The 18,550-nt window shown below is 41.0% G+C and carries 16 protein-coding genes; 15 read left to right on the top strand and 1 reads right to left on the bottom strand.

The genetic code is table 11. From position 1 onward, the window contains the following. Positions 1-16: 16 nt before the first annotated feature. The 7 genes from CSV80_RS03475 to CSV80_RS03445 all read left to right on the top strand — a co-directional run bounded on the left by CSV80_RS03475 (position 17) and on the right by CSV80_RS03445 (position 9,064). Positions 17-3,085 carry a DNA polymerase III subunit alpha gene (locus tag CSV80_RS03475; protein ID WP_099669604.1) on the top strand — a complete coding sequence of 1,023 codons (3,069 nt, stop codon included), beginning with the start codon at positions 17-19 and terminating at the stop codon, positions 3,083-3,085. A gap of 236 nt (positions 3,086-3,321) precedes the next feature. Continuing rightward, complete coding sequence (locus tag CSV80_RS03470) at positions 3,322-3,984, top strand: FadR/GntR family transcriptional regulator (RefSeq protein ID WP_099669603.1); 663 nt, start codon at positions 3,322-3,324, stop codon at positions 3,982-3,984. Continuing rightward, positions 3,981-4,853 (top strand): acetyl-CoA carboxylase, carboxyltransferase subunit beta, encoded by an 873-nt coding sequence (gene accD / locus CSV80_RS03465; RefSeq protein ID WP_029052887.1) that lies wholly within the window; start codon positions 3,981-3,983, stop codon positions 4,851-4,853. Before CSV80_RS03470 ends, accD begins: the two co-directional genes overlap by 4 nt. Further along, a complete protein-coding gene (gene accA / locus CSV80_RS03460; RefSeq protein ID WP_029052888.1) occupies positions 4,850-5,803 on the top strand; it encodes an acetyl-CoA carboxylase carboxyl transferase subunit alpha in 954 nt (317 codons plus the stop codon). The genes accD and accA overlap by 4 nt, the downstream gene beginning before the upstream one ends. A 63-nt stretch (positions 5,804-5,866) precedes the next feature. Further along, the gene (gene pfkA, locus CSV80_RS03455) at positions 5,867-6,826 is read left to right on the top strand and encodes a 6-phosphofructokinase (protein WP_099669602.1); all 960 of its coding nucleotides are present in this window, start codon (positions 5,867-5,869) and stop codon (positions 6,824-6,826) included. Positions 6,827-6,864: 38 nt separating this feature from the next. Further along, positions 6,865-8,625 carry a pyruvate kinase gene (gene pyk / locus CSV80_RS03450; RefSeq protein ID WP_099669601.1) on the top strand — a complete coding sequence of 587 codons (1,761 nt, stop codon included), beginning with the start codon at positions 6,865-6,867 and terminating at the stop codon, positions 8,623-8,625. 55 nt (positions 8,626-8,680) lie between these two features. Beyond that, positions 8,681-9,064: an FxsA family protein gene (locus tag CSV80_RS03445; RefSeq protein WP_099669600.1), complete on the top strand. Its 384-nt coding sequence runs from the start codon at positions 8,681-8,683 to the stop codon at positions 9,062-9,064. On the opposite strand, the gene CSV80_RS03440 is transcribed toward CSV80_RS03445, so the two are convergent. Then, entirely contained in the window at positions 9,057-10,079 is a 1,023-nt protein-coding gene (locus CSV80_RS03440) for an AI-2E family transporter (protein ID WP_233208464.1), read from the bottom strand. The genes CSV80_RS03445 and CSV80_RS03440 overlap by 8 nt on opposite strands. A 126-nt stretch (positions 10,080-10,205) precedes the next feature. Between CSV80_RS03440 and citZ the strand changes: the two genes are divergently transcribed. The 8 genes from citZ to hflC all read left to right on the top strand — a co-directional run bounded on the left by citZ (position 10,206) and on the right by hflC (position 18,478). After that, complete coding sequence (citZ, locus tag CSV80_RS03435; RefSeq protein ID WP_099669598.1) at positions 10,206-11,321, top strand: citrate synthase; 1,116 nt, start codon at positions 10,206-10,208, stop codon at positions 11,319-11,321. 68 nt (positions 11,322-11,389) lie between these two features. Continuing rightward, the gene (gene icd, locus CSV80_RS03430) at positions 11,390-12,661 is read left to right on the top strand and encodes an NADP-dependent isocitrate dehydrogenase (RefSeq protein ID WP_255407630.1); all 1,272 of its coding nucleotides are present in this window, start codon (positions 11,390-11,392) and stop codon (positions 12,659-12,661) included. 69 nt (positions 12,662-12,730) lie between these two features. Then, a complete protein-coding gene (gene mdh, locus CSV80_RS03425) occupies positions 12,731-13,669 on the top strand; it encodes a malate dehydrogenase (protein ID WP_029052894.1) in 939 nt (312 codons plus the stop codon). Between the two features lie 149 nt (positions 13,670-13,818). Next, entirely contained in the window at positions 13,819-14,304 is a 486-nt protein-coding gene (locus tag CSV80_RS03420; protein WP_099669596.1) for a MaoC/PaaZ C-terminal domain-containing protein, read from the top strand. Then, complete coding sequence (locus CSV80_RS03415) at positions 14,294-14,989, top strand: response regulator transcription factor (RefSeq protein WP_099669595.1); 696 nt, start codon at positions 14,294-14,296, stop codon at positions 14,987-14,989. The genes CSV80_RS03420 and CSV80_RS03415 overlap by 11 nt, the downstream gene beginning before the upstream one ends. A gap of 5 nt (positions 14,990-14,994) precedes the next feature. Then, positions 14,995-16,410, top strand: coding sequence for a two-component system histidine kinase PnpS (pnpS, locus tag CSV80_RS03410; RefSeq protein WP_099669594.1), 1,416 nt, complete (start codon positions 14,995-14,997; stop codon positions 16,408-16,410). 68 nt (positions 16,411-16,478) lie between these two features. After that, entirely contained in the window at positions 16,479-17,456 is a 978-nt protein-coding gene (gene hflK / locus CSV80_RS03405; RefSeq protein ID WP_029052898.1) for an FtsH protease activity modulator HflK, read from the top strand. Further along, positions 17,453-18,478, top strand: a complete 1,026-nt coding sequence (gene hflC, locus CSV80_RS03400; protein WP_099669593.1) for a protease modulator HflC — start codon at positions 17,453-17,455, stop codon at positions 18,476-18,478. The genes hflK and hflC overlap by 4 nt, the downstream gene beginning before the upstream one ends. Positions 18,479-18,550: the final 72 nt, after the last annotated feature.

Below are 18,550 nucleotides of genomic sequence, written 5' to 3'. Positions count from 1 at the left end.
GAGCTGAGGGATTGAAATGAACCTGATGTATCCGCAAATCGTAACGGGCGCAGACTTATTGCGTGGAATCGTAAAGTTAGACGAATTGGCTCCTCTTTTACAAAAAAGAGGGGCTTCTTCTGCTGCTATCGTCAATAGTAAGTTATATGGAGTTCGGTCATTCAGTAAAATGTTAGTTAAATACGGCATTCGGCCAGTAATTGGTTTGTCCGTTATAGTAGAAGTCGAAGATCACGAAGTGCTTCTATATATATATGCACAAGACGAAATAGGCTTCTCTAATCTAATGAAAATGAGCAGTGCCATTTCGACACGTGAAGAAGAAAAATTACCGCTCAACTGGCTTCAAGCCTATCAAGAAGGGTGCCTCATCATATGTGCGATGACGGATTCTTCATGGGCGAACGCGCGTAATATACATGTACTGCAGTTACTGACAGAGAAAGTGTCTAGCGCTTCCATATTTATTGGAATCAGCCGTCCAGGCGGAGGAGCACATCCTGACGAAGAAGCGATCATTCAGTTGAGTGAAGAATGTCAATTGCTAATAGCGGCTTGTCAGGAAACACGCTTTCTCCATAAGGAAGATTTTCAAGCCTATGAAGTCGCAACAGCCATTCGTAAAGGCTATAAACTGAATGATTCAAAAAAACCACCTAATCGGTATCGACAAGCGTATTTGCCGGAACGAGAAGAGTTTGCAAATTGGTTTAATGATTACCCTGAATGGTTACAGACAACGGAAAACATGATGAATTCCTGTGACGTAGTTATCCAGAAAGAAGATTTCTTGCTTCCACAGTTTCCTGTAGAGGACGGCAAAATGCCTATTGATTTGCTGGAGGAAAATTGCCGAACAGGATTGCAACAACGTTTTCAGATAGTATCTTCAGAATATGAACAACGATTGCTCTATGAATTATCAATTATTGAACAAATGGGGTTCACAGATTATTTCTTAATAGTCGAGGATTATGTACGTTACGCAAAAACGGAAGGAATTCTAGTTGGTCCAGGGCGGGGGTCTTCAGCAGGCTCTTTAGTCGCGTTTGCACTTGGCATCACAGAAGTAGATCCGATTAAATACGGATTGTTATTTGAGCGTTTCTTGAATCCAGAACGAGTGACCATGCCGGATATCGATATCGATTTCGCAGATCATCGCAGAACAGAAGTTGTAAATTATGTGGCAAATACATACGGTAAACAATATGTCGCACAAATCATCACATTCGGTACACTTTCAACAAAAGCGGTCGCTCGAAATGTGGCTAGAGTGTTGGATTTCACACCTGAAGAAGTTCGTTTTATGTCCAATGAATTAAATAGTGGACAGTCGTTTAAGGAAACCGTCAGGCAGTCCAAGAAATTGCGGGACTGGATTCAAGTGGAGCCGCGAAGAGAGGTGTGGCAACAAGCTGCCATACGTTTAGAAGATTTGCCGAGGAATGCATCCACCCATGCTGCGGGTGTTGTGCTTGCTGCGAAACCACTTGTTCATTATGTCCCATTGCAAATTGGATCGGATGATGTATTCCTGACTCAGTGGGCGATGAAGGATGTAGAAGAAGTCGGTTTACTGAAAATGGACTTCCTTGGGTTGCGAAACTTAACACTGCTCGATAGAATACGTGCCATGATTCAATACAATAAAACGCAAGTCATTGACTTCGAACAGATACCGCTCAATGATCAAGAAACGTATAAAATATTTAAAGCAGGAGATACAACGGGAATCTTCCAGTTCGAATCACTAGGCATGCGTCGCGCTCTTAGAACAATACAGCCAGATAATTTTAAAGATATTTACTCAGTCAACGCCTTGTATCGTCCGGGCCCAATGGAATTCATCCCACTTTACAGTCGTCGAAAAAACGGACAAGAGCCGACTGTTTATGACATACCGGAGCTCGAACCTATCCTAGCTGAAACATATGGCATTATTATCTATCAAGAACAGATTATGAAAATCGCGGTGAATATTGCAGGCTTCACCATGGCGGAAGCGGATCTTCTAAGACGAGCCATTAGTAAGAAGAATCAGCAAGTGCTGGAAGAAGAAAGACAGCATTTTATTGCCGGAGCACGTAAAAAAGGATTTGATCAGGAGAAGGCAAATAACGTCTATAATCTGATTGTTAAATTTGCGGATTACGGATTTCCAAAAAGTCATGCTGTGGCCTATTCACTGATTTCCTATCGACTGGCATTTTTTAAAGCGAATGAACCAACATATTTTTACGCAGCATTTTTATCTTCTTTAACAGGAAGTAAAGATAAGATGACGGAAGTAATCCGTGAAATGAAGGCAAAAGGTATTCCGATACTGCCTCCATCTGTCGCAAAAAGCCGTTATTCACATACAGTGGAAGGGAATGCGGTTCGTCTTGGCCTAGGCGCTATAAAAGGAGTTACTTTCGCCTTCTACCAGCAATTGGCTACCGCGCGTGAAAAGGGAAGTTGGTCTTCCATGTTTGACATGGCCCTCTCGCTTGGAGCTGATCATTTCACTGAAAAAACGATCATTCCGTTAATTAAAGCAGGCGCGCTTGACGATTTTAATCAGAAGCGTTCAGTTCTCCTCGCTTCGATAGATGCTGCTCATTCCCATGCACTTTTCATAGGGGATGATGCATTAAGTGAGCAGTTTCTATTTAATTCACAACCTAAATATACACCAGGTGGCACAATGGATCAGATGACTATGCTTGGTTTTGAACATGAAACATTAGGCTTTTATTTGTCTGAGCATCCTGTAGAACAACTAAAGCGAAATGCATCCAGTCAAATACCTTCTATTTCATCTCTATTTTCTTTACGTCAAGGCACCAAAGTGCACTGTATGGGAATCATCCTCTCGATCAGACGGATTCGTACAAAAAAAGGTGAAGCCATGGCATTTCTTACGTTACAAGATGAGACTGAAGAAATATCCTGTACCGTATTTCCGAAACAATATACACAGATCAGCGTCCAATTAAAAGAGCAAGCATTTGTTCAAATTTCAGGAAGCATTGATTTCCGAAATCAATCCGTTCAACTTATAGTAGACCAGTTATTGCCGCTTAGACTCTCAGGAGAATAAAAAATGGCCTAAAAATTACAAGTGCAGTCTTCTATGGTCCATCATGGCGCAATCTACGTCATGATGGACCATACTTCGACTTTTCAGCAAGCGAGCGTTCAGTCAGCGAGAAAAATGACGAAATAAAAACACTTGTAATTTCACGATATTACTTTACGTAGTGCCGACTTTTTTGTATGCTTGTATGCAGGGTGGTCAGACCACTCTGTTGAAGGTATGAAAAAGGAGTTCTCCTCATGCAAAATTCACAATCATCATCCAAGCGTTTTTTGGATATTATCGGAGAACTACAATCACTGATTAGCGAACAAAAAATCGAATATGGCGATAGGTTACCATCTGAACGTCACCTGGCGGAAAAGCTACAAGTAAGTAGAACAGCAGTACGCGAGGCGTTGCGAAGTATGGAATTGCTAGGTCTCATTGAAACGAGGCGAGGCGAAGGAACGTTCCTATCCGATTTCAAAAAACATCAGTTAGTGGAAGTTCTCTCGACGTTTATTATGCAGCAAGCACGGTCCATCCAAGATGTAGTTGAAACAAGGATGATCCATGAGCGAGCGGCTATTACAACGATCACAGAAAATGAAGAACTACGCATGCTACCTGTTTGGATAGGCATGCAAAGTAAATTGAGAGAAAGAGAGTCAGTGTTTTGGCGTGTAGATATGGTGCGTGAAACCATTGTCGCTACTGAAAATCGACTCTCCTTGAAAATTTGGTTTTTACTAAAACAGTATAGCGGTGTTTCTTTTGATGTACCTATTGAGGCTGATGAGGAAATAGCTATAGTGGATGAATTACTGGATGAAATGATGGCAGGTAATACGGAAAAAGCCTTAATTTGTTATGAAAAATGGATGAATCAAGTTGAGGGAGAAAGAAGGGAAACGGAATGAGTATCAAAGAATTATTTAAAAAGAAACCAAAAGTTGACCAACATACAATGCCTTCTGCCAAGAGTAAAGCAGATGTGCCTGAAGGAATTATGACGAAATGTCCAGAGTGTAAGCACGTGATTTTGACGAAGGACTTATTAAAGAATGGTAAAGTTTGTCCATCTTGTCAGCATCACTATAAAATGACGGCACAAGAACGAATTGATCACTTATTTGACGACAATAGCTTTAAATCAATGGATGATCATTTGAAAACAGAGAACCCGCTTAATTTCCCTTCTTATACAGAAAAAGTAGAAGCGGATGCAAAAGCAACCGGCTTGAATGAAGCGGTTCTGACCGGTGTCGGTAAGATTCAAGGTACAGAAGTAGCTGTTGCGGTCATGGATGCACATTTCCGTATGGGATCAATGGGTTCGGTTGTTGGCGAAAAAATTACAAGAGCTGTAGAAAAAGCTACTGAATTAGGTATTCCTGTAATGATCTTCTCTGCAAGTGGTGGTGCCCGTATGCAAGAAGGCGTTATTAGTTTGATGCAGATGGCTAAAGTAAGTGTAGCTCTTGAAAGACACGCGAACAAAGGTTTATTGTATATTTCCATCATGACCTACCCGACAACAGGTGGTGTATCTGCTAGTTTCGCCTCAGTTGGGGATATTAACCTAGCAGAACCAAAAGCTCTGATCGGGTTTGCTGGGCGTCGTGTAATCGAACAAACAGTACGTGAAAAACTACCTGAAGATTTCCAAACGGCGGAGTTCTTATTAAATCATGGGCAATTAGACGCGGTAGTTCATCGCAATGATATGCCAGAAGTGATGAATAAAATCTTGAAGCTTCACGCACGAAAGGGGGCCGTACTTGTATGAGTAAAACATTAGCATTTGAAGAACCTATCGTAAAATTGCGTGAAAAAATTAATGAACTCGAAGAATATACGGCAGTCAATGACGTAGATCTTTCGTCCGAAATTGTCAATTTGAAAAATCGCTTAGCTAAATTGGAAACGGAAATCTATGAGAGTATGGAGCCTTGGGATCGTGTGCAAGTTGCACGACATCCTGAAAGACCGACGACAATGGATTATATTACTCAACTGTTTGAGGACTTTATCGAATTTCATGGAGATCGCAACTTTGGAGACGATGAAGCCATAATCGGTGGAATCGCTTCATTTGAAGAAACGCCCATTACGATCATTGGACATCAGCGTGGAAAAGACACCAAAGAAAATGTCAAAAGAAACTTTGGTATGCCACATCCTGAAGGATACCGCAAAGCGCTTCGTCTAATGAAGCAAGCAGAAAAATTCAATCGCCCTATTATTTGTTTCATCGATACAAAAGGTGCGTATCCTGGTAAAGCGGCAGAGCAACGTGGACAGAGCGAGGCAATTGCTCGTAACTTAGTGGAAATGGCTGGTTTGAAAGTTCCTGTCATCTCCATCGTGATTGGAGAAGGAGGTAGTGGAGGTGCATTGGCTCTAGGTGTAGCAAACCATATCCATATGCTTGAAAACTCCACATACTCTGTTATATCTCCTGAAGGTGCAGCGTCTATTTTGTGGAAGGATCCATCCCTTGCTAAACAAGCGGCGGAAGCGATGAAAATTACTGCGCCCGATTTGAAAGAAATGAATATTATTGATGAAATCATTCCCGAAGTACTTGGCGGAGCACATCGCGATGCAAACAAACAATCTTTAGAGATGCGTAATACTTTACGAAGATCATTAAGAACATTATGCGAATTGACATCAGATGAATTAATTGATAATCGATATACTAAATTCCGAAGTATTGGTGTCTTTTCGGAATAAAAGATGCGGGCAACCGCGTCTTTTGCTCGTACATACAAGTAATGATTAAAGGGTGGGATCGACATGAAAAAAATTGCGGTCTTAACAAGTGGTGGTGACGCGCCGGGAATGAATGCAGCCATTCGTTCTGTAGTCAGAAAAGCGCTATTTGAAGGCTTGGAAGTTTCGGGTGTGTTTAATGGTTATCAAGGGTTGATTGAGGGTAAAATTGAACAATTCCAGCTTGGTTCTGTTGGGGATATCATTCAACGTGGCGGAACGATATTACGATCTGCGAGATGTCCGGAATTCATAACAGAAGAAGGTCGCGCCAAAGCGATGGAGCAAATCAAGCTTCATGCTATTGAAGGATTAGTCATCATTGGTGGAGATGGGTCATTTAAGGGAGCTAATGAACTAGTTAAATTAGGCGTTCCTTGCGCTTGTGTACCAGCTACAATTGATAACGATATTACTGGAACGGAATTTACGATTGGCTTTGATACCGCATTGAATACTGTCGTCGATGTAATCGATAAAATACGAGATACCGCAACATCACATGAACGTTCTTTTATTGTTGAAGTAATGGGGCGTGACGCAGGTGATCTAGCGCTTTGGGCAGGTCTTGGTGGCGGTGCTGAATCGATTATACTGCCTGAGAAGCCATTTAACGTAAACGCTATTGTGGATCGCCTCAAGAGCAGTACGAGTCGTGGTAAAAAACACAGTATTATCGTACTGGCTGAAGGCATGATGTCTGCTACGCAACTGGCAGAAATATTGAAAAATGAAGCGGGTATCGAAACTCGTGTATCCATTTTAGGGCATATGCAACGAGGTGGCTCGCCATCTGCACGTGATCGGGTAATTGCCAGTCAATACGGTGCAAGAGCTGTTGAAACACTATTGTCTGGAAAGAAAAGTTCTGCTGTTGGTATGAGAAATCATAAAGTGGTAGACTATAACTTAGAAGAAGTCTTTACAAAACGAGAAAAGTTGGACTTGTCATTAGTAGATTTGGCAGAAACATTATCTATCTAATTAGTCAGAGTCGACATGATGCAGAGGAGCGATAAGTAGTGAGAAAGACAAAAATTGTTTGTACAATCGGCCCGGCAAGTGAGTCATATGATGGACTTCTAAAGCTGATTGACGCAGGGATGAACGTAGCACGTCTAAACTTCTCCCACGGCACTCAAGAAGAGCATAAAGTACGTATTGAAAGAATCCGTAAAGCTGCAGCTGAAAAAGGAAAAGTGGTAGGAATTTTACTCGACACAAAAGGTCCTGAAATTCGAACTCATAAAATGCAAGATGGTCAAATCGAATTAGTACGAGGACAAGCAGTAGATATCTCGATGCAAGAAGTGCTTGGTACTGCTGAATTGTTCTCTGTTACGTACGAGAAGTTAATTCATGACGTAGACCGCGGTTCGTTTGTCCTTTTAGACGACGGTTTGATCGAACTTGAAGTAACAGGTAAAGATACAGATAAAGGTTTAATCCACACAAAAGTGATCAATGCAGGTCCTTTAAAAGATAATAAAGGGGTCAACGTTCCGAATGTTTCTGTTCAATTGCCAGGAATTACGGATAAAGACAAAGAAGATATCTTGTTCGGTATTGAACAGGGCGTCGATTTTATTGCAGCTTCATTTGTGCGTCGTGCATCTGACGTCATTCAAATACGTGAACTCCTTGAAAATAATAATGGTGGACGTATCCATATCGTACCGAAGATTGAAAATCAGGAAGGTGTAGACAATCTCGATGAAATCCTTCAATTATCTGACGGTCTTATGGTTGCTCGTGGAGATCTAGGAGTAGAAATTCCGGCTGAAGAAGTTCCTCTGGTACAAAAAATGATGATTCATAAATGTAACCAATATGGTAAGCCGGTTATCACTGCAACTCAAATGTTGGATTCTATGCAGAGAAACCCACGTCCCACACGTGCAGAGGCAAGTGATGTGGCCAATGCAATTTTGGACGGTTCAGATGCTGTCATGCTTTCAGGTGAAACGGCTGCTGGATTATATCCTGTTGAATCCGTAAAAGTGATGTGTAAAATTGCTTTATCTACTGAAGAGTCCATGGACTTTCATTCTGTTGTTTCCACAAGAACGAGAGAAAAAGAAGGGAATCTTACAGAAGCGATTGGACAAGCAGCGGCTTACACAGCGCTAAACTTGAATGTGAAGGCAATTTTAGCACCCACTGAAAGTGGTCATACAGCTACCATGATCGCCAAGTATCGTCCTGGTGTTCCGATTATTGCGGTTACACGTTCGGAAGTCATCTCTAATAAGCTAACGCTTGTTTGGGGCGTTTATCCAATCATCGGAAAGAAAGCGTTGGATATTGATGGCATTCTTCAAGAGTCTGTCGAAGAAAGTGTCAAAAATCAATATGTAACGCATGGCGATGTAGTGATCATTACGGCGGGTGTACCGGTTGGTCAAGCAGGTACAACGAACTTGATGAAATTACATGTGATTGGCGATTTAATCGGTCGCGGCCAAGGCATCGGTAAAAACGTTGCCTTTGGTAAAGCAAAGATCATCAAGAACTCACAGGAAGCATTGACACAAGTCAAAGAAGGCGACATTATTGTGACGCATTCTACAGACCGTGATATGTTTGCAGCGCTTGAGCGGTGTGCAGGTATCATTACCGAAATAGGTGGATTGACTAGCCACGCAGCAGTGGTTGGATTGAGTCTAGGTATACCTGTAATAGTTGGTGCTGAAAACATCACATCCGTTATTAAAAACGGCAGTGACATTACAATGGATGCAGCAAGTGGCGTAATCTATAACGGTCACGCAAAAGTATTGTAAAAATATATAGACCGCTTCTCATATAGAGATAGCGGTCTTTTTTGGAGGTTACTATATGAAATGGTTAGCAGCATTATTCATCATTGTACCGACAGCTGAACTGGCTTTATTAATGGTTTCAGGCAAAACACTCGGTATTATGCCTACGATCTTGATTATTATTGCAACAGGAATAGGTGGCGCTTATCTTGCGAAGAAACAAGGGCTTCGGGCATGGCGTGACTTACAGTTCCGTATGGCCAATAGAGAAACCCCCGGTAAAGCGTTAGTTGATAGCGTGTGTATTTTACTAGGTGGTTTATTATTACTCATGCCTGGTTTTATTACAGATAGTATAGGATTATTATTGTTGTTTAGCGGTCCGCGTAAAATTTTATATCCATTTATCGTCAAGTGGATTTACAATAAAATACGCAATGGGCAAATCCGAGTTATGTAAACGTAGGATGCTCCTTTACTTTTAACGCAATAAATAAGAAGAATGGTAAAAACATGATGCCGTATAATCCGAATAAATACACAGCGCAAGCGGTAATGATAAATGAGTGTACGGTCCGCAATTTAAAAGCATGTGCCCATAAAAGTGATTCGATTATCTGTCTGCACACTAGTAAAATAATGTATAGAACTAATAAGCCGATAGCCGATTGCATGTCGTCAATATAGAACGAAAAGGCAATCATCGGCAAAAATGCCAGACCAATTCCTAGGAATGGAATACTATCGACTAATGAAATCAAAAATGCTTTGGTTAAGAAAGACTCAAAATCAAGCAACCAAAAACCGGCAGCCATTAGAATAAACGTCATAACAAATAATCGGATCTGAACAGAAAAGAAATGTCCCATCAAACGGCTTGACCTATCAAAAATCCTGCCCGCTACTTGTCTGAAGTTTTTAGGGAAGTAAACTAAAAACCAAAATCGATTGGCTGCACTTTCTCGTAAAGCGAAAAAATAAGCGATAATAAATAAAAATGTACTAAAAATGTGTTGGAAAGTCTTTTGCAGTAAACTGATAATTCCTTCCATCGCCTCATGACTCATTTGTATAAATTGTTCTGCTGCAGCATGTAAATTCCATCCTTTACTATCCATCATTTCGATAATTACCCCTAATTGATCTTCCATAGTCCAAATGACAGAAATCAATCCATTGATTGATAGGAATAGGAAGGTGTATACTAAAGAGGCAAGCACGCCCATTATGAGCAAAGCAGCTAAAAAGGCCGGCAGTTTTGTAAGTGCAATTACAGAATTCATGAGCGGAGCAGTGAAGAAAGCGAAAACTATCGCAAATCCTATAGGTGGGATCACGATGAGGAAAATCACGATTAGTATAGCCGGTAACCATTGACGGACATAGGTTTGGAAGCGCTTGGATTCGATGGATATCATGCGGATTTGTCCATTCCTTTCGGGTAATAATAGATAAAAAACATCTTTACCATTCACAAAACCGTTTAAGTTGCTTATAATGGACATTGTAAGCGTTTTAGATAAAAATATAATTAGCAGATGGTCATCGTTCTGCACTCCGCTTCAGGGAGATGACTAAACTGGGAAGAAGGAGCGAATATCATGACAGCAACAAAAGGTTTGGAAGGTATCGTGGCAGCACAAACTCAAATCAGTTCCATTATCGATGACACTCTTACATATGTAGGGTACAGCATCGATGATTTAGCAGAAAATGCTAGTTTCGAAGAAGTAGTTTATCTACTTTGGCACAAACGTTTGCCAAACGAAGTGGAACTAGCTGAATTGAAACAGCAGTTAGAAGATAACGCAGAAATTCCACAAGGGGTTCTTGATCACTTCAAAACGTACCCAATCGACAAAGTGCATCCAATGTCAGCACTTCGTACAGCAATCTCGCTTCTAGGATTATACGATGAAAAAGCGGAAGATATGTCACCAGAAGAAAACTACAATAAAGCAGTTAAGCTTCAAGCTAAAGTTGCAACTGTAGTTACTGCATTCGCACGTATCAGAAAAGGACAAGAGCCAGTAGCACCTAAAAAAGGTTTAAGCTATGCGGCAAACTTCCTTTACATGCTTTCTGGGGAAGAGCCTGCTGATATCGCTGAAGAAGCATTCAATAAAGCACTTGTACTACATGCAGACCATGAATTGAACGCATCTACGTTCACAGCACGCGTATGTGTCGCTACTCTATCTGATATGTATTCTGGTGTCACTGCGGCAATCGGCGCTCTTAAAGGCCCATTACACGGCGGTGCAAACGAAGCAGTTATGAATATGCTAATGGAAATCGGCGATGAAGATAAAGTCGAGCCATATATTCGTGAAAAACTAGCGAACAAAGAAAAAATCATGGGCTTCGGACACCGTGTATACCGTCAAGGTGATCCACGTGCGAAGCACTTACGTGAAATGTCTAAACGATTGACTAGTCTTCGCGGTGAAGAAAAGTGGTACAATATGTCCGAAAAAATCGAGGGAATTGTCACTGGAGAAAAGAAATTGCCTCCAAATGTTGATTTCTACTCCGCTTCGGTATATCATTCATTAGACATCGATCATGATATTTTCACACCTATTTTTGCAGTTTCTCGTTTTTCAGGATGGATTGCACATATTCTAGAACAATACGAAAACAACCGCTTGATCCGCCCACGTGCAGAGTACGTAGGACCAGGCATGCAAAAGTATGTTCCAATCAATGAACGATAAAAAATAGTAAATTCGTGGGGCGGTATCTCGTATACCGGCCCACTGATATTGAAATCAGGAGGATATCAATAATGGCTAACGATGGAAAGATTACAGTAACTAACGGTGTTTTAAACGTCCCAGATCACGCAACGATTCCTTTCATTATAGGTGACGGCACAGGTCCGGATATTTGGCATGCAGCTTCACGCGTAATCGAAGCAGCTGTTGAAAAAGCTTATGACGGGAAAAAGAAAATTAATTGGAAAGAAGTTCTTGCTGGAGAGAAAGCATTCAACGAAACTGGTGACTGGCTTCCAAAAGAAACTCTTGACACAATTAAAGAATATCTGATTGCTATTAAAGGACCACTTACTACGCCAATCGGTGGAGGATTCCGTTCATTGAACGTAGCATTGCGTCAGGAACTGGATTTATACACTTGCTTGCGTCCGGTTCGTTATTTCGAAGGAGTACCATCACCCGTGAAACGTCCTGAGGATTGTGACATGGTTATTTTCCGTGAAAACACAGAGGATATCTATGCGGGTATCGAGTACCAAGAAGGTTCTGACGAAGTAAAAAAATTAGTTAACTTCCTTCAAACTGAGTTAGGTGTTAAAAATATTCGTTTCCCTGAAACTTCAGGTCTAGGTATCAAACCAATTTCTGAAGAAGGCACAAAGCGTCTCGTGCGCTCAGCGTTGAACTATACAATCGAAGAAGGTCGCAAGTCTTTGACGATTGTACACAAAGGAAACATCATGAAGTTCACAGAAGGCGCATTCGCGAACTGGGCATACGAGTTAGCTGAAGAAGAATTCGGCGACAAAGTATTCACATGGAGAGAATATGACCGCATTAAAGATGCTGACGGAACAGATGCTGCTAATAAAGCACAATCTGATGCAGAAGCAGCTGGCAAAATCATCGTAAAAGATGCAATTGCTGACATCTTCCTACAACAAATTCTGACACGTCCAAAAGAGTTCGACGTAGTAGCTACAATGAACTTGAACGGTGACTACGTTTCTGATGCGCTTGCTGCACAAGTAGGCGGAATCGGAATCGCACCGGGAGCGAACATTAACTACGAGTCTGGGCATGCGATCTTTGAAGCAACTCACGGTACAGCACCGAAATATGCAGGATTGGATAAAGTTAACCCTTCATCCGTATTGCTATCAGGCGTTATGATGCTTCAACACCTTGGCTGGACAGAAGCTGCTGATCTAATCACTGCTTCTATCGAAAAATCTATTGCATCTAAAGTAGTGACATACGACTTCGCGCGTCTCATGGACAATGCGACAGAAGTAAGCACTTCTGGATTTGCTGATGCATTAATCGAAAACCTATAAGCATTACAGAAGAGGGGGATGAGAATCCCCCTCTTTCTACTATCTTGTTCTGAAAAAGGAGAGTTTTACATGTCATTGAAGCGTAAAAAAGTATCGGTTATCGGATCTGGTTTTACTGGAGCAACAACTGCATTCCTTTTAGCTCAAAAAGAATTATGTGACGTCGTGATCGTGGATATTCCACCTATGGAAAATCCAACGAAAGGCAAAGCATTAGACATGTTGGAAGCTGGTCCGGTTCAAGGGTTTGATGCTAACATTATCGGCACATCCAATTATGAAGATACAAAAGACTCTGATGTAGTTGTTATTACTGCCGGTATTGCACGAAAACCTGGAATGAGCCGTGACGACTTAGTACAGACAAATCAAAAAGTAATGAAATCAGTAACAGCTGAAATCGTCAAGTATTCTCCTGATACGAAAATTATTGTTCTAACGAATCCAGTAGATGCAATGACGTATACTGTCTACAAAGCATCTGGGTTCCCTAAAGAACGCGTGATTGGCCAGTCAGGCGTTCTGGATACAGCTCGTTTCCGTACGTTTGTCGCACAAGAATTGAATCTATCAGTAAAAGATGTAACAGGATTCGTTTTGGGTGGTCATGGAGACGATATGGTGCCTCTAGTTCGTTATTCGACGGCTGGTGGTGTGCCTTTAGAAAACTTGATCTCTGCTGGTCGTCTAGAAGAAATTGTAGAACGTACACGTAAAGGCGGAGCTGAAATCGTCAATCTATTAGGCAATGGCTCTGCATATTATGCGCCAGCTGCTGCATTGGTTGAAATGACAGAAGCTATATTAAAAGATCAAAAAAGGGTATTACCATCGATTGCGTTCCTAGAAGGTGAATACGGTATGAATGGTATTTATTTAGGTGTCCCGACGGTATTAGGTGCAGGCGGTATCGAAAAAATCATAGAACTTGAATTAACCGAAGATGAGAAAATGGCACTTCAAAAGTCCGCTGATTCTGTACGTACTGTAATGAGCGTTCTAGCGTAAAACTATAGGTTGAAGATCGGACAGCTATCTAGCCGTCCGATCTTTTTTCTTGTTAGCTCGATTTTTCATGAGTGAATTGCTATAATTTACTTATTGAAATAATTTTCAGCTTTTTCATTGATGACTTTAGAAATACAGGAGGGGTTTATTTGTTGAAAAATAAACGTAAATCGATAGGAAAAGATATCACAGAGTTAGAGATTGGTGAAAGGTTACACTTGACCGAAAAGATTGAAGATAAAGATTTGATGTTGTATCTAGGATTGACTAATGATGCAAATCCTCTTTATTTGCAACATGATTACGCAGCGGAGACGATATATGGACAACCAATTGTTCCACCTATCATGTTGACGGGTATCGTGACAGCCGCCATATCTAAACACATGCCAGGACCAGGTGCTCATATTATTAATCAGCAACTGCATTTCCCTAAGCCGGTCTATCATTACTCGATTGTTGAATTCTTTCTGGAAATTACGAAACTTGATATTCAGTTAAATCAAGTAACCATCCAAGTAGATGCAACGGATGAAGAAGAAGAACGAATTATGAGTGGGGAAGTAGTAGTGATCGCTCCACAAAAACTTCCTGTCAAAGCAGTGCAAACAAAGGAATCCGCGAATGGGAATTAAACAGCAAAAGATTTTGATTGTGGAAGATGAACAATCTATACAGAAATTGCTTGAATTCACATTGCAACAAGCGAACTATAAAACAGTACTCGCGAATGATGGAGAAGAAGCTGTGGAAAAAGTATTGGATGAAAAACCCGATTTAATTATTTTGGATCTAATGTTACCCAAAATAGACGGAATAGAAGTTTGCCGTATGCTGAGAAAAGAGAATATTGAAACACCAATCATCATGTTGACTGCTAAAGGTGAAGAGATGGATAAAATCGTCGGCCTAGAAATGGGTGCTGATGATTATATGACCAAGCCTTTTAGTCCGCGTGAAGTTGCAGCAAGGGTGCGTGCCGTTCTTAGGCGAACAGGAGAGCGTAGCCATATGAAAGAGAAGAAATTGGTTGCGGGTCAACTGACAGTGTATCCTGAGCGCTTGGAAGTCTATTTAGATGAAAAACCACTCGAGTTTACGCCGAAGGAATTTGAGTTGCTTGTTTATTTCATGAGGCATCCGAATCGCGTGTTCTCTCGTGACCAGTTGCTGCAAGCGGTATGGAATTATGAATTTGCGGGAGATTCGAGAATTGTGGATGTGCATGTGAGTCATCTGCGCGATAAAATCGAAGAAAATACGAGAAAGCCGCGCTATATTAAAACAATGAGAGGCGTCGGTTACAAGTTTGGAGAGTAAACTAGATGAAGTACTATTACACAAAAATTTTAACCGTGTCTGCAGTCATCTTATCTATTCTATTAATTGTGCTAGGAATTATCTTAGGACAATTTTTTCATTTATTTGGTAAAAATGTAGATGCGACAATACAACAAACCTATTGGGTTTACTTGCTATTTACGCTCGTTCTAGTATTTGTTGTCATGATGTTTGTTATGACGAAAATCCTTCAGCAGTATGTTCAGCCGTTTGATCACTTTACAGGTGTTGTGCATCAATTGGCGCGAGGGAACTATTTGGTGCGAGCGCATAATGAAGATAGTAAAATAAATCACCAACTAACAAATTCTATCAATCAAGTAGCACAAAAATTACAAGGTAACTCTGCACTTCGCGCCATGGAACAAGAGCGTTTAAACACATTGGTCAGTAGCATTGGAAGTAGTCTGTTGATGTTTGGACGACAAGGTGCTGTCAATTTGGTCAACCGTGTGTTTGAAGAAACATTCCAGCGTAATGGAGAAGAGTTGATGGGGAAAACGTTTAAAGATATCGGTTTACCTTCAGATATTGAGAAAGAAATTGAAACGATATTTTTAACAGAAGAAGTGCGCACGTTCCAATCTCAAGTAGTGCTTACAGAAGGCGTTTGCCATTTAGACGTATACGGTGCGCCTGTCATTGGTGAAAACGGCAACTGGCTTGGAATCGTTATCATTATGCACGACATTACAGAGTTGGTTCATCTTGAGCAAATACGTAAAGATTTTGTGGCGAATGTGTCCCATGAATTAAAGACACCTGTAACTTCGATTAAAGGTTTTTCAGAGATGTTGCTTGACGGAGCGGTGGAAGATCCTGTGATTAGGCGTGATTTTCTAGAGATTATGTATAAAGAAAGTAACCGTCTACAATTATTGATTGAAGATTTATTGCGCTTATCCAGCATGGAACGTGGAAGTTTTGAAATTACACGAAAGCCTGTTGATGTGATGGAAGTAGTCGAGCAATCCATCAAAATCGTTCAAAAGAAAGTTCAAGAAAAAGAGATGCGAATCGATTTGCATATGCCGGAACAATTAATCATTCTTGCGGATCACGATCGGTTAGTGCAAGTGATGGTGAATTTATTAAATAATGCCATTGCCTATTCGCAAGAAAAAACAATCGTGACGGTTTCCGTAGAAGAAATTGATGAGTATGTGGAAATTTCGGTTCGCGATCAAGGTATTGGTATTATGCCTTCAGAGCTCCCACGTTTATTTGAACGTTTTTACCGCGTAGATCGTGCGAGAAGCAGAGAGTCAGGCGGTACAGGATTAGGCCTTGCCATTGTAAAACATATTGCTGAAGCGCATCATGGCACCGTCACAGTGGACAGTGAAGTGGGTGTCGGCACTGTTTTCCGTATTCAGCTACCTACACATGAGCAACTATAGTAAAGAAAATGAAACTTACTAGACTACTGTTCCGTACAGTAGTCATACATAGAAAAGGGGGAACAGATATGAGCACAAAAAGAATCCTGGTGACACTCGGTTTGTTTATCACCGGATTATTACTTTTATTGATCGTCTTTACCACGTGGTACACAGTAGACGAATCTGAACAAGCTGTCGTCATTTCATTCGGACAAGCTGGCGCACCTGTAACCGACTCAGGTCTTCATTTTAAGTTGCCTTGGCCGATTCAGAAGACAGAGATCTTATCTAAGGAAACGTACAGTATTCATTTCGGTTACAAGCAAGATAAGTCGGGTGAGATCGTAGATAAGGAAACGAAGATGATTACCGGAGACGAGTACATCGTTCTGACGGATCTGACAGTGCAGTGGCGTATTGTCGATCCGAAGAAGTACTTATTCAATGCTGAAGACCCGATTGAAATCTTAAGGGATGCAGCGTCTGCTTCTATTCGTTCCGTTATTGGTAGTTCCACAATCGACGCGGCATTGACTGATGGAAAAGCGGAAATCGAAGCGAAGACCCGTGATTTATTGACTAGTTTAGTAGAAAAATATGACATCGGTGTCGCAGTACAAGGTGTGAAATTGCAAGACGTTGAATTACCGAACGCAGAAGTTCGTGCAGCATTTACCGCTGTAACGGACGCACGTGAAACGAAAAACACGAAGATTAACGAAGCGAAAAAGTATGAGAATCAAAGAACGAAAGAAGCGATTGGAGAACGTGACGCGATTAAATCTCAGGCACAAGGGAAAAAGACTGCGCGTATCGAACAAGCACGTGGTGACGTGGCGGTATTCAGTGATTTATATAATGAATACGCAAAAAGTAAAGAAATCACACGTGAGCGTTTGATTATTGAGACACTGGAGCAAGTATTACCTAAAGCAAATCTTTACATCATGAACGACAGCGGAGAAACGATGAAGTATTTACCACTCCAACAGTTGCAAAAAGATCAGCCGCCTGTAACGGAAGAAAAGGATAAGTCAGCTGACAAAGGAGGGAAAGCTTCATGAGTAACGAACAAAATCCTTTCAAGAAGATAGAAGAAGCTCTCAAGAAGATGGGAGAAACCGATCAAAAAAGAAGTACACAGAATCCAGGATCGGAACCAGATCCTAAAGTTACGCAAATACGACCAAAAAAAGAGTTTGATATGAAAAAGTATACGAAATTAATTATCTCGCTCACAGTAGTGTTTGCGATTCTCGTTATTCTATTATCCAACTTATTTATCGTAAAAGAGAATGAGTACCGTGTTGTCCGTCAATTCGGTGAAATTACTAGGATTATCGAAAACCCGGGTATGAATATGAAAATACCATTCATTCAAAGTGTTAGTACGTTGCCGAAAAACCGAATGACTTCTAACGTGTCGGAAGCGGAAATCAACACAAAAGATAAGAAACGGATCATCATTGATAACTATGCAATATGGCATATTACCGATCCTGCTAAAATGATTTCCAACGCACGTAATATTGTCAATGCGGAAGCGAGAATGGAAGAATTTATTTATTCTGTTGTCCGTAATGAAATGGGACGTCTTGATTACGTCAATGTCGTCAATGATGAAGATTCGTCTCGTGGAAGCTTGAATGATGATGTGACGGCCAAAGTAAATAAGTTTTTAGATGATGGTAATTATGGAATCAAAGTAGTGGATGTCCGTATGAAACGTATTGATTTACCTGAAGAAAACGAACAATCGATTTACACACGGATGATTTCAGAACGTGATTCGACTGCGCAATCATACCTTTCAGAAGGTGACGCAGAAAAGCAGAAGATTGAAGCAGAAACAGATCGTGAAGTGCAGGAAATGTTAGCAAAAGCGAAGAAAGAAGCAGCGATTGTCACTGCGCAAGGTGAGGCGGAAGCCGCCAAAATCTATAATAACGCTTATGCAAAAGACCCTGAATTCTATAAACTGTATAGAACACTTCAGTCGTATACGAAAGTCGTGGATGATGAAACGATGATCATCCTTCCAGCGGATTCACCATATGCCAAGCTATTAACCGGCAATATCGAGTAATCATAAGTGCGTCATTTTCATTAGAGTTGCCAAACGTGGTAAACTAGATGAAAATGACGTTTTTTATAGTGA

Origin of the sequence: Sporosarcina sp. P12(2017), from assembly GCF_002743035.1 — a bacterium.
Lineage (GTDB): Bacteria > Bacillota > Bacilli > Bacillales_A > Planococcaceae > Sporosarcina > Sporosarcina ureae.
Note: the sequence above shows the minus strand (reverse complement) of the source record. Positions and strands in the feature narration are given on the sequence as shown.